This window comes from Treponema sp. R6D11 (assembly GCF_054786075.1).
This window is the reverse complement of sequence record NZ_BDHD01000069.1, coordinates 1-9797: the sequence shown is the minus strand read 5'-3', so window position 1 is coordinate 9797 and position 9797 is coordinate 1. Positions and strand designations below refer to the sequence as shown.

The following is a 9797-nucleotide window of genomic DNA, read 5'->3' as shown; positions in this document are numbered from 1 at the left end:
ACACACGACTTCCAATCGTGCACCTTCGGCCGCTCGGTCATCTCTCCAATACCGGACGGAGAGAGAGGGATTCGCCTTCCAGCCCTCAGACCGCCGTTAACAAATAAATCTAACGGAGAGAGGGGGATTCGAACCCCCGGTACCCGTAAGGGCACAACGGTTTTCGAGACCGCCCGATTCAACCGCTCTCGCATCTCTCCGGTGGGGAACTTGGCTCAATTACGACGCTGATTCGCGGTTTGGCGGTTGTTCCCAGTAGAGCTTATTCACTGTAACGGCGAGAGGGGGTTGTGTCAAGGGGGAGGGATTGATGTTAAAATTGGGTGATTTTTATACGTTATTTATTAGGTATTCTGTTTTTAATTAAAATTTATCAACTATCGTGATACGCAAAAAATGAAAAATAGAAACTTACACCGCCAAAAACTCTTCCCTGTCGCCATGAGCCCCAACCACTTCTTGATCTACCGGGTTTACCATCAAATCCATTCCTTCAAGGGCGATTGCTCCAAGCAGAACTTTTTCGGAACCGGGGATAATTATTGCCGGTACTACGGTAAAACGGTTTTTCCAATGTACTTTTACCGCTTCGATTAATTTGCAATTTATCCGCTGTCCGTTGGCAATGTGGGCGGTTTTTTCTCCAGTTACCGTAAGCCCAAGTTTTTGGCTTAATTCTTCGGGTATAACCATATACATTGAACCGGTGTCAACAATCGCTGTAACTGTAGAAGTTCTTATATCTTCCGGTTTCTTTTGCCCATTTTGAACAAATATTTCATCACCGTAATTTTTCAGCGTAATTTCCGTTTGTACTATCCCCAATTTAGCGCCTCCATACTCCCTTATTGTACCTGATACGCGGCTTTTGTCAATTTAATTTAAATCCGATTTTGAAATAGTCAATTTCCCGTCCGCTTTGCGTGTGGCGATTTTTCTAAAGTAGTCGGCGTATTGCCTGTCCATTACCGCTATGTGCGTTAAGACCCAGTCTTTAAGAAAATAGGCGAATTTTTCAAGCACCAGCCGCTTTCCTGTTTCAAAGTCCTTTACGCTTTTAACCACCGTCTTCGTAAATTCATCGTGGACTTTTTTATGTTCAGCGTAGCCGGGGAATTTGGTTCCTATCATTAATCTTTCTTCCGCGTTAAAATGCTCTTTTATGTACTGTACCGCCTGTTGAATGACTTCTTTGAAATAAGCCCGCTCCTGTTTTTCGTTTCCGCTGGCATGATCAAACAAATCATTAACAAAATTAATAAGGCCCTTGTGTTGGTCGTCGATTAATTTGACTCCCATCGAGTATGAGTTTGACCATGAGACATGATTTTTGGCCTGCGGTATAGTCGCCGCTGATTTTAAATTCATAACGCCACCTTGTTATAAGATATGAAATAAATATTACCGCGGGTAGTATTTTTTATAGAAAAAATCTTTTTTATCAATTTGAGGCTGACACGATTTGAACGTGCGACCATCAGATCCGCAATCTGATACTCTATCCAGCTGAGCTACAGCCTCTTTAATACGGAGCAGGGGGATTCGGGGTTCCAGTCGCAAACGTCCTGTTTACTCCTTCCACCCCCGCCTACGCGCTCCCCGGCGCATCCATGCGCCGGATTTGTTTCTCAAGGCTTACGCCTTAGCATTTTTACAGGAGCGCTCCGGTTCGAATCCCCCGAGCGTTCTGTACTTTTAAAAAGCAATCCCAGCAAGGGATTTTATTCGGTATTTTTTTTTACCGTTACGGAGCAGGGGGGATTCGAACCCCCGGTACCCTTTTGGGGCACAACTCCTTAGCAGGGAGCCCGATTCGGCCTCTCTCGCACCGCTCCAATTAAGGGATTTATAATGACGGAGCAGGGGGGATTCGGGGTTCCAGTCGCTGACGTCCTGTCAGCTCCTTCCACCCCCGCATACGCGCTCCCCGGCGCGTCCTGCGCCGGATTTTTACGTCAAGGCTTACGCCTTGGCTTGTTTACAGGAGCGCTCCGGTTCGAATCCCCCATACGATCCTGTATTCCAGAAATAAACCACAAAAGTGATTATTTCGGTATTATTTTTTGTCGGAGCAGGGGGGATTCGAACCCCCGGTACCTTGCAGCACAACGGTTTTCAAGACCGCCTCCTTCAACCACTCGGACACCGCTCCAAAGATGACTGGAATAATTAAACACAAAATATGGGCGTTTGTCCAGTAATGACCATAATATAGGACTTTTAGAGATGAATCAAGGGTAGGAAAAGGGTTTTTCGCTATCTTGCGGTCTGACGGACCTGACTGCCTGCGAAACCATCTATTGTTTTTACCAGCGCAAGCCAGTAATTGGCTTCGTTTTCGGAAGTGTAGGGGCCGACGCGTACGCGGTACCATGTTTTTCCGTTTATTTCGCTGTTTTCAATAATCGACGTGATTCCCTTTGATGCGAGAATTTCCTTGGTGTCCTCTGCCCTGACTTTTGCGATGAATGCGCCGGTCTGTACCCAATAGTCTTTTGTGGTTTTGGCTTTGGCGGACGCGGCGGGTTTTGACGTTGTTGACTTCGACACCGATGATTTTGACGCAGCTGGTTTTGCCGGTGTGGCGGGTTTAGCCGCCGGAGCCACGGTCGCGACATTTCTTGCCGGGGTTAGAGGTTCCTGACTGTCAGGAACTGCCGGGGCTGTGGGTTTGGGTATATTAATCGTAAGTTGATCATTGTCTATCGCGTCAGCCGCGGTGCCGGGAACTTCAGGTTTTGTTTCCAGAGCGGTTGAAGCGGGCGGTTGCTCATTGCCTACAGTGGCGGGCTGCAGCCTTCCAGAGGAATATGGCGTGGTATATGCGGTTTCCTGAGGATTGGCTTTGGGCGTGAGAATGGCGATTGCGGCGGTGATGGTTACAAGTAGGAAAACGCCTACCGAAACGGCAACCAATAATAATTTTTTCTGTTCTTTTTCCATATTAATTAATCCCCTCTACAAATTTATCGATCCGGTTTTCAAGTTTTTTATGGAGATTCCCGGTTCCGGATAATCCTGGGTTCTCTACCTTATAAATTTCGGCTTTTTTTGATAAATATTGAGAGTTGAAATCCTTTTGGCTGGCAAAACGCCTTAGAATTTCGCGCCAGGAAAGCCTGTCGCGGCGTTTTGCTCGGATTAATCGGGTTAAAAGGGGCGCCGTTACCAGAATAAGACGGTCAAGACGGGCAAAAACGGGCGATCTGTGCAAAAGGGCGGCGTTTATCACGCATGCCCTGTCCCCTAGCTTCTCCCTTTCCGCCACCCATTCGACAGTCAGGCGGTTTGCGGCGGGGTGGACAATGGCTTCAAGGGCGGCAAGCTTTTCCGGGTTTCCAAAGACCTTCTTCCCAAGCAGGCGCCTGTCCAAAGACCCGTCCGCCGCCCGTAAATCCCCGCCAAATTGGGCAAAAATCGCCTCTTTTTCCGTTTCCAGGACTTTATAGCCCAATTTGTCCACGTCTAGGACGGGCAGACCCCGCGCTTCCAGCAGGGCGGCGACATGGTTTTTACCGGCGCAATATGTTCCCGTAAGGCCAATCAGCATATATATTAAAATCGGCAGAATTCGGCGGCTTCTAAAAAACGCTTTCATCTATGGTTGTATGTGAATTTATGTATTACAATATAATATATGAGTAAAAAAGTCGTTTTTACCGTAGTATTGGTGGTTATTTGTCTTTCCTCTCTCACCTTTGGGGCGGTGTCTTTTGGTTTAATAGCGGTGCCGCAAGGTCTGCAAAAACTCCTAAAATTGGAAGATAAGGCAAAGAAAGAAATCAAGACGGTAGAGGCAAAAGAAAAAGAAGTAAAGAAAGAAATAGAGGCAAAAGAAAAAGATATAAAGAAGAAAGAAGAACAAAAGAAGAAGGAAGCGGCCAAGAAAGAGCAGGAAAAAAAGAAGGAAGCGGCCAAAAAAGAAGAACAAAAGAAGAAAGAAGCGGCCGCCAAAAAGAAAGAACAGGAAAAAAAGAAAGAATTACAGGCAAAACAAAAAGCCGAAAAAGAAAAACAGATAAAACTTGGGAAACCAACGGGGCCTTTGGCGTCGTGGTTAGTCGCCGAAAGTGACAAAGAAGGCGGCATTCAAAAGGCGCTCACCGATAAATCGAAACAGGTCTCGGGAGTTTGGGCGACGTTAAAACTTGTAAACGGCGTTGTAAACGTATTGCAGTCGATTCAAGTGGGGGGCAGCGTCATCGTTGAAGCGTCCGTAAACCCCATGGAAGAACTTTCCCCGATTGACAATGTTTTAGATAAAATTTCCAATATGTTTTTATTGGCTTTTAGCATAATAATTTTTGAGAAAATTTTGCTTGCGATTTCCGGATATATTGTTTTTCTGATAATTATTCCCGTTTGCGCTATAATCGCCATCGTATCAATATGGACAAGTAACGATAAATCGAAAATAGTAAAGGTGGTTATCGTATCCGTAATAATAAGCCTGATAGTAATGTTTGCAGTACCTATTTCTTTCTATCTTTCAACGTTCTTTGAAAAAACGGTATTAAGCTATAACATGAATAAAGTTCTTTCTTCGATAGAAGCAAAGGGCAACACCGCCGCGAAAATGGAAAAAGATTTAACCAGCTTAAAAAAGATCGGAAGCGCTATGCCGTCGTATTTAAATAACGCAAAAAATCTTAGCAACGCGGTAGTGGAAGATATGGTTCATTATTTTATCATTTTTATTTTTACGAGCATTATTGTTCCGTTATTGGCCGTTATCGGGCTTTTCTTCCTGGCAAGATATTGCTCAAAAATGATATTGAATAAACATTAAAACCGCTCTTACAACACCTAATCTTCAAAATACCGCCTGATTACCTGCGGCGAAAAACCTTCGCTGTTCAATAAATATTTCAGCGAGCGGACACAGTCCCCCTCTTTGCCTCGGCGCGGTTTTTTTCCGTTCTTTTTGACAAAGCGTTTTAATAAAGCCAACTCCGCCTCTTCGTCGAAGACGGTCTTAAAAGCGGCCTTGGCGTCTTTGCTGTCTATACCGCGTCCGCAGAGGGAGGCGAGAAGCCGCTGTGGGGTGCGCGTAAGCCTTAGTCGGGATTCAAGCCAAAGTTGGGCGAAGCGCCTGTCGTTGAGCAGGTTCTGTTCGCAAAGCTCTGAAATTACCGTGTTGACGCAACGCGAATCGTAGCCCCGCCTTTCCAGTTTGAAGGTGAGGCCGTGGACGCATTGTTCTGCCCTGGCGATTAAACGCAGGGCGGTATTTTTCGCCTGTAGGTAGGAAGTAGTATCGTTTTCGTTTTCTTCCAAATTAGCGTTTGGAGAATTGGAAGCGCCGTCTTGCGCCGGGGCGTCCGTACTTTTTACGCTCGACCATGCGCGGGTCGCGGGTAAGGTAACCGTTACTGCGCAGACTGGCGTAATTGGTATGATCCACCTGGCAAAGGGCGCGGGCAAGCCCGTGTCGGCAAGCGCCGGCCTGGCCGTTACAGCCCCCGCCGTAAACGTTGATCAGTATGTCGTACTTGTTCTCGTTTGCGGTAACCATCAGCGGCTGGCGGACCATGTTCGCGTGTTCTTCCAGCGCGAAGTAAGCGGCAATGTCCTTGTCGTTGATTGTGATTTTTCCGCTACCGTCCCGGACATAAACCCGAGCTACCGATGTTTTTCTTCTTCCAGTGCCTATTCCAAGATTCTTAATCATAATAACCCCTATACCTCAATGGGCGACGGTTTTTGTCCGCTATGCGGATGGTTCGCCCCTGCGTAGATTTTGGCGTTTTTTGCCAATTTTCTGCCAAGCGGCCCTTTTGGAAGCATCCCTTTTATGGCGTTTTCCAGCGGCATAGTCGGGTGCCTTTCGATTAACGCCTCGTAAGTCTGGGTTTTAAGCCCTCCCGGATAGCCCGAATGGCGGTAATACAATTTCTGATGTGCCTTTCTTCCGGTTACCACGATTTTATCCGCGTTAATTACTACGACAAAGTCCCCAACTTCCTGGTGGGGGACAAAAATAGCCTTGTTTTTCCCTCGGACGATGGACGCGACCTTTGCCGCCACCCTGCCCAAGACCTTTCCTTCGGCGTCAAGTATGAACCACTTGCGTTCTACAGTCGCCGGTTTTGCAAATACTGTCTTCATATCAATAACCTTCTATCACCTTTTCTTAAAAATTCTTAACTGTAACGGGAGTTTAAAAGTACAAAAAAAGGGGGATTGTGTCAATAGGGGTAAGTTCGGGAATTTGACGAAAAAAGCTGAATTTGGCATACATTAACACGCAAAAGAAGTGGTGGCGACAAAACGGTGACCTACGTTGTCTACCATTACGCTAAAGCCTTCAAGGGTTCGTACACCTAAAAGCGACATATCGGTATCTTCCGCAAATACCACTTCGTCAATCGTGGAATAGCCTTCTGCGGTGAGTATGGCTTAGCCGATGTCGCGCTCGATTGTTTGCTTGTTTGCCATAACAAATTGTTTTTTGCCTTCTGGGGTTATGCCGATGTCCAGCAGTTCTTTTTTCGGCAACCACGACACTTCCGAGCCGGTATCGACCATCACCTCGACAGGCGGGGTACGGCGTTGTCTTTCACTGGGGTTGATGGCTGTCAGGTTTACCATGAATCTGCTCATATTTTAAAATATAACCGCCCTAAAGGGTTTCGTCAATTCATTTTTTTCTTGCAAGCGTATAGGACTTGGTAGGCGAACCACACCCCACAGGTAGTGTGCCCTGCAAGGCAAGGCACGCTAGGAGAAAGCGGTAGCTGATACCATTGCGTTTACTTTACGTTTACTCGTCCTATGCATTTGCTTGCTTTTCGCTTTTTTTCATGTTACATTAACATTATGAGCATTACACAAACTGTAGAAATTCCTGACAATCACAGGCTGACTATTGATGTTCCATGCGAAGTGCCGACGGGAAAAACTATAATTATTTTTAAACCGATAAGCGAACTAAATGTATCCGAAACTACAGCTTCCGCCGATGAAGCGATGAATTCCGCAAATAAAATACTTGAAAAACACATTACTGCATTTAAGGAATTGGCAAAATAACAGACATGAAAATTCTTTCCGTGGAAACAATAATCGCCTTGCATGGCGAGCTTATTGCCCAAAGCGGCGGTATTGACGGAGTACGTGACGCTCACCTGTTGGATCAATCCGCCAACTCGCCATTTCATACTTTCGGCGGACAGAATTTGTACCCCACGCTTCAGGCAATGGCGGCTCATCTTGCTTTTTCCCTTATAAAAAACCATCCATTTATTGACGGTAACAAAAGAATTGGTATATTGGTCATGATGGTTTTTCTTGATATAAACGGGCATCCGATTACTTGTACTGATGATGAACTTATAAAACTTGGTTTAGGGCTTGCAGATGGTTCTATTACGGAAACTGATCTGCTTGACTGGATTAATATTCATAGTTAATTTACCTATGTACATTTGGCACTATGACCGTAGCGCTCCCCACAAACAAAAAAACAGGGAGCAGAAGCAACGCTCCCGCTCCCTGTTCGCTATCTACTACATACTACCCACTAACTACTTCTTCCTCTACAAGGGGCGAACAAGCCGGAAGCCGATATAGTTATGTAGCTGGCTCGGGTCGCGGTTCCACTTAGACGCGGAACGCAATGCACCACCACCGTGGTACCAGCTCCCGCCGCGAAGCACCCTGTAAGAACCATAAAGACCCGTAACAGGTCCGGTGGGATCAGTCTGCGTGTCGCTTGTGTAAGTTCCACCACTCCAATCCCAGCACCATTCAAACACATTCCCAGGCATGTCATAAAGTCCCCAATTATTAGATGTATAAAAACTTTCTACGGGCGTAGTCTTACCCCTGTATATTCCTGTTGCATTGCCGTTATACGGACTCCTACCGTCATAATTCGCCTGATCCGTAGTTATGTTGTTTCCCGTAATAAACGTCGTCGTCGTCCCCGCACGACATGCGTATTCCCACTGCGCCTCTGTCGGCAAACGGTAGCCAGTAGAACCGGCAACAATTACTACAGCATTCCATGTCGAATTACCGCTCGTTGGCACTGTTCCCCATGTAGCAGGCTCGGTGCTTCCACCAATACTGTACGCGGGGCTTAACCCTTCCGCCATGCTCAATTTGTTGCAGAATACCAATGCGTCATACCAGTTTACATAGTACACCGGGTAATTGTTTCCACTGCCACTGGCGCTGTTCACTTGTGACGGCAACGCGCCCATCACCGCTTGCCACTGCTCCTGCGTTACTTCATACTTACCCATGTAATAACCTTGGGTCAGCGTTACCGTGTGTTGCGTTTCTTCTGTTGTGTGGCCCGATTCAGTTGTGGGACTGCCCATGGTAAATGTTCCTTTGGGTATCCAAACCAGTTCAATCCCTTTAGAACTAGTAATCGCGAAGCCGGGTTCGGGGTCGGGGATAACTTCTCCAGGATCAGAACCGTCGCCGGGATCAGAACCGTCGCCGCCTCCGGGGCTAGAACCGTTAACTGAAAATACGGTTACGGTACAGGTGGCGAATTTATTGCCGACGATGTTGGTAGCGGTGATAGTCGTCGTCCCCACGGCAACGCCGGTAACAACGCCGGTACTGCTGTTCACCGTGGCTATACTTGTATTGTTACTGCTCCATGCTATGGTATTATTGACGCCAGCGGGCACCACGGTGGCGGTAAGCTTCGTCGTAGCGCCGACGGGAAGCGAGACGGCGGAAGGGCTGATGCTTACGCCGTTTGTCGTTATCGCCCAGATGACCCAGTCAATACTGAAAAAAGTGTAGGGATCCATGCTCGCGACCGTTTCCCCTAAAAATTCCAGTTCCGCCTCCGCGTCAAACTCCACGCCGCAGGATAAAGAAAGCGTCGTGTTCGTCGAAACGTCCTCGCCTATATAAATTGCCGCTCTCCCCTTCAAACTTGGCGTAAAGACCGGCTGAGACGCCGGCGTAAGCCATGTCATAAAGGCCGAACATAAAAGCCGCTTTGGGTTTTACTTTAATTTCGCCGCTCAAATCAAGGCGAACGCCCTCAAGGAATTTCGCCGGTTGCGACGTGTTCCTTTGGAAGCCTTTTATCTTACCGGCTTCCGTATATTGGACGCCAAAGATATAAGAATAATCCAATTCTACAAGTTTCGCCGACACCGTTACCTTGCCTTCAGTAGAGATAACGGCCTCTATGGAAATTTTAGGCGTGATTACGACGGGTACTACCCCTATAACGAATTTTATAGAAGGAAGCTTCTTTTCAAAAATTTCAAAAGATATCTCTTTTTCCACCTTGCCGCTTATGGAAGCGGTAAGGTCGGCCTTGATCCTCGGCCCCGTGGAAATCTCGAAACGCTTCATCGTAAAATCTTCGGTTTTTATGTCGTAGGCGAACGTCGAGCCGAGCCTTATGGAGCCTGCGAGGGTTACCCCTTTTACGTTTTTATTAATCTTAAATATCGGCAGGGACGATCCCAACGATCCCGAAGCGGCGGCGCGCGGGTTCGAATTTTCATCCTCAAATTCAACCGTAACCCCTTCCGCCAATCCGTCCCCGTCATTAAAGTCCCCGAACGACATTTCAAAAGTGTCTTCGGCTTCCACGTTCTCCAGGGCGTCTTCAAGTTTAGCCGGTTCGGTGGTTATAACCGTTTCATCGCCGACTGTGGTAACCGTTTTTACCCTGCAAAAAAATCCGTCTGGGACAGCGGTTGAACCCCATGAGCAGATAATATCGCCTACCGACGGCGTTTCTTCCGCTCCCAGATTGGTGAAAACCAGCGATTTGTCTTCGGTCTTCTCCTTAAGTTTTGAATCAAGCGTTT

General features: G+C 47.1%; 13 protein-coding genes and 4 tRNA genes. 3 read left to right on the top strand and 14 right to left on the bottom strand.

What is annotated here, in order from left to right; all coding sequences use genetic code 11:
- Positions 1-113: 113 nt before the first annotated feature.
- The 8 genes from ACYVTD_RS07535 to coaE form a co-directional block, all read right to left on the bottom strand.
- Positions 114-200 (bottom strand) — tRNA-Ser (locus ACYVTD_RS07535).
- A gap of 211 nt (positions 201-411) precedes the next feature.
- Complete coding sequence (locus ACYVTD_RS07530; RefSeq protein WP_461247159.1) at positions 412-825, bottom strand: aspartyl protease family protein; 414 nt, start codon at positions 823-825, stop codon at positions 412-414.
- A gap of 51 nt (positions 826-876) precedes the next feature.
- Complete coding sequence (locus ACYVTD_RS07525; RefSeq protein ID WP_461247158.1) at positions 877-1368, bottom strand: bacteriohemerythrin; 492 nt, start codon at positions 1366-1368, stop codon at positions 877-879.
- A gap of 79 nt (positions 1369-1447) precedes the next feature.
- A tRNA-Arg gene (locus tag ACYVTD_RS07520) sits at positions 1448-1521 on the bottom strand.
- 226 nt (positions 1522-1747) lie between these two features.
- Positions 1748-1835 (bottom strand) — tRNA-Ser (locus ACYVTD_RS07515).
- Between the two features lie 232 nt (positions 1836-2067).
- Positions 2068-2152, bottom strand: a tRNA-Ser gene (locus tag ACYVTD_RS07510).
- Between the two features lie 104 nt (positions 2153-2256).
- Entirely contained in the window at positions 2257-2943 is a 687-nt protein-coding gene (locus tag ACYVTD_RS07505; protein WP_461247157.1) for an SPOR domain-containing protein, read from the bottom strand.
- 1 nt (position 2944) lies between these two features.
- Positions 2945-3550, bottom strand: a complete 606-nt coding sequence (coaE, locus tag ACYVTD_RS07500) for a dephospho-CoA kinase (RefSeq protein ID WP_461247156.1) — start codon at positions 3548-3550, stop codon at positions 2945-2947.
- An 87-nt stretch (positions 3551-3637) separates the two neighbouring features.
- Between coaE and ACYVTD_RS07495 the strand changes: the two genes are divergently transcribed.
- Positions 3638-4789 carry a hypothetical protein gene (locus ACYVTD_RS07495; protein WP_461247155.1) on the top strand — a complete coding sequence of 384 codons (1152 nt, stop codon included), beginning with the start codon at positions 3638-3640 and terminating at the stop codon, positions 4787-4789.
- A gap of 17 nt (positions 4790-4806) precedes the next feature.
- Here ACYVTD_RS07495 and ACYVTD_RS07490 read toward each other — a convergent pair whose 3' ends face one another.
- The 4 genes from ACYVTD_RS07490 to ACYVTD_RS07475 form a co-directional block, all read right to left on the bottom strand.
- Positions 4807-5277: a regulatory protein RecX gene (locus ACYVTD_RS07490; RefSeq protein ID WP_461247154.1), complete on the bottom strand. Its 471-nt coding sequence runs from the start codon at positions 5275-5277 to the stop codon at positions 4807-4809.
- A 1-nt stretch (position 5278) separates the two neighbouring features.
- A complete protein-coding gene (rpsI, locus tag ACYVTD_RS07485) occupies positions 5279-5671 on the bottom strand; it encodes a 30S ribosomal protein S9 (protein WP_461247153.1) in 393 nt (130 codons plus the stop codon).
- Between the two features lie 8 nt (positions 5672-5679).
- Positions 5680-6108, bottom strand: coding sequence for a 50S ribosomal protein L13 (gene rplM / locus ACYVTD_RS07480; RefSeq protein WP_461247152.1), 429 nt, complete (start codon positions 6106-6108; stop codon positions 5680-5682).
- Positions 6109-6399: 291 nt separating this feature from the next.
- Entirely contained in the window at positions 6400-6603 is a 204-nt protein-coding gene (locus tag ACYVTD_RS07475) for a hypothetical protein (RefSeq protein ID WP_461247151.1), read from the bottom strand.
- 216 nt (positions 6604-6819) lie between these two features.
- Here ACYVTD_RS07475 and ACYVTD_RS07470 point away from each other — a divergent pair, with 216 nt between their 5' ends.
- Both ACYVTD_RS07470 and ACYVTD_RS07465 read left to right on the top strand, forming a co-directional pair.
- Positions 6820-7032, top strand: a complete 213-nt coding sequence (locus ACYVTD_RS07470) for a hypothetical protein (RefSeq protein ID WP_461247150.1) — start codon at positions 6820-6822, stop codon at positions 7030-7032.
- 5 nt (positions 7033-7037) lie between these two features.
- Positions 7038-7412 (top strand): type II toxin-antitoxin system death-on-curing family toxin, encoded by a 375-nt coding sequence (locus tag ACYVTD_RS07465; protein ID WP_461247149.1) that lies wholly within the window; start codon positions 7038-7040, stop codon positions 7410-7412.
- 126 nt (positions 7413-7538) lie between these two features.
- Here ACYVTD_RS07465 and ACYVTD_RS07460 read toward each other — a convergent pair whose 3' ends face one another.
- Positions 7539-8900: an SUMF1/EgtB/PvdO family nonheme iron enzyme gene (locus ACYVTD_RS07460; protein ID WP_461247148.1), complete on the bottom strand. Its 1362-nt coding sequence runs from the start codon at positions 8898-8900 to the stop codon at positions 7539-7541.
- Positions 8818-9797, bottom strand: a 980-nt coding sequence (locus tag ACYVTD_RS07455; RefSeq protein ID WP_461247147.1) for a hypothetical protein, incomplete at its 5' end; no start/stop codon positions are given. The genes ACYVTD_RS07460 and ACYVTD_RS07455, both read right to left, overlap by 83 nt.

What these genes read in the sequence shown, in the direction of transcription:
- ACYVTD_RS07525 (WP_461247158.1), bottom strand. Translation starts at nt 1,368, where the DNA reads ATGAATTTAAAATCAGCGGCGACTATACCGCAGGCCAAAAATCATGTC.
- ACYVTD_RS07505 (WP_461247157.1), bottom strand. Translation starts at nt 2,943, where the DNA reads ATGGAAAAAGAACAGAAAAAATTATTATTGGTTGCCGTTTCGGTAGGC.
- coaE (WP_461247156.1), bottom strand. Translation starts at nt 3,550, where the DNA reads ATGCTGATTGGCCTTACGGGAACATATTGCGCCGGTAAAAACCATGTC.
- ACYVTD_RS07495 (WP_461247155.1), top strand. Translation starts at nt 3,638, where the DNA reads ATGAGTAAAAAAGTCGTTTTTACCGTAGTATTGGTGGTTATTTGTCTT.
- rpsI (WP_461247153.1), bottom strand. Translation starts at nt 5,671, where the DNA reads ATGATTAAGAATCTTGGAATAGGCACTGGAAGAAGAAAAACATCGGTA.
- rplM (WP_461247152.1), bottom strand. Translation starts at nt 6,108, where the DNA reads ATGAAGACAGTATTTGCAAAACCGGCGACTGTAGAACGCAAGTGGTTC.
- ACYVTD_RS07475 (WP_461247151.1), bottom strand. Translation starts at nt 6,603, where the DNA reads ATGAGCAGATTCATGGTAAACCTGACAGCCATCAACCCCAGTGAAAGA.
- ACYVTD_RS07470 (WP_461247150.1), top strand. Translation starts at nt 6,820, where the DNA reads ATGAGCATTACACAAACTGTAGAAATTCCTGACAATCACAGGCTGACT.
- ACYVTD_RS07465 (WP_461247149.1), top strand. Translation starts at nt 7,038, where the DNA reads ATGAAAATTCTTTCCGTGGAAACAATAATCGCCTTGCATGGCGAGCTT.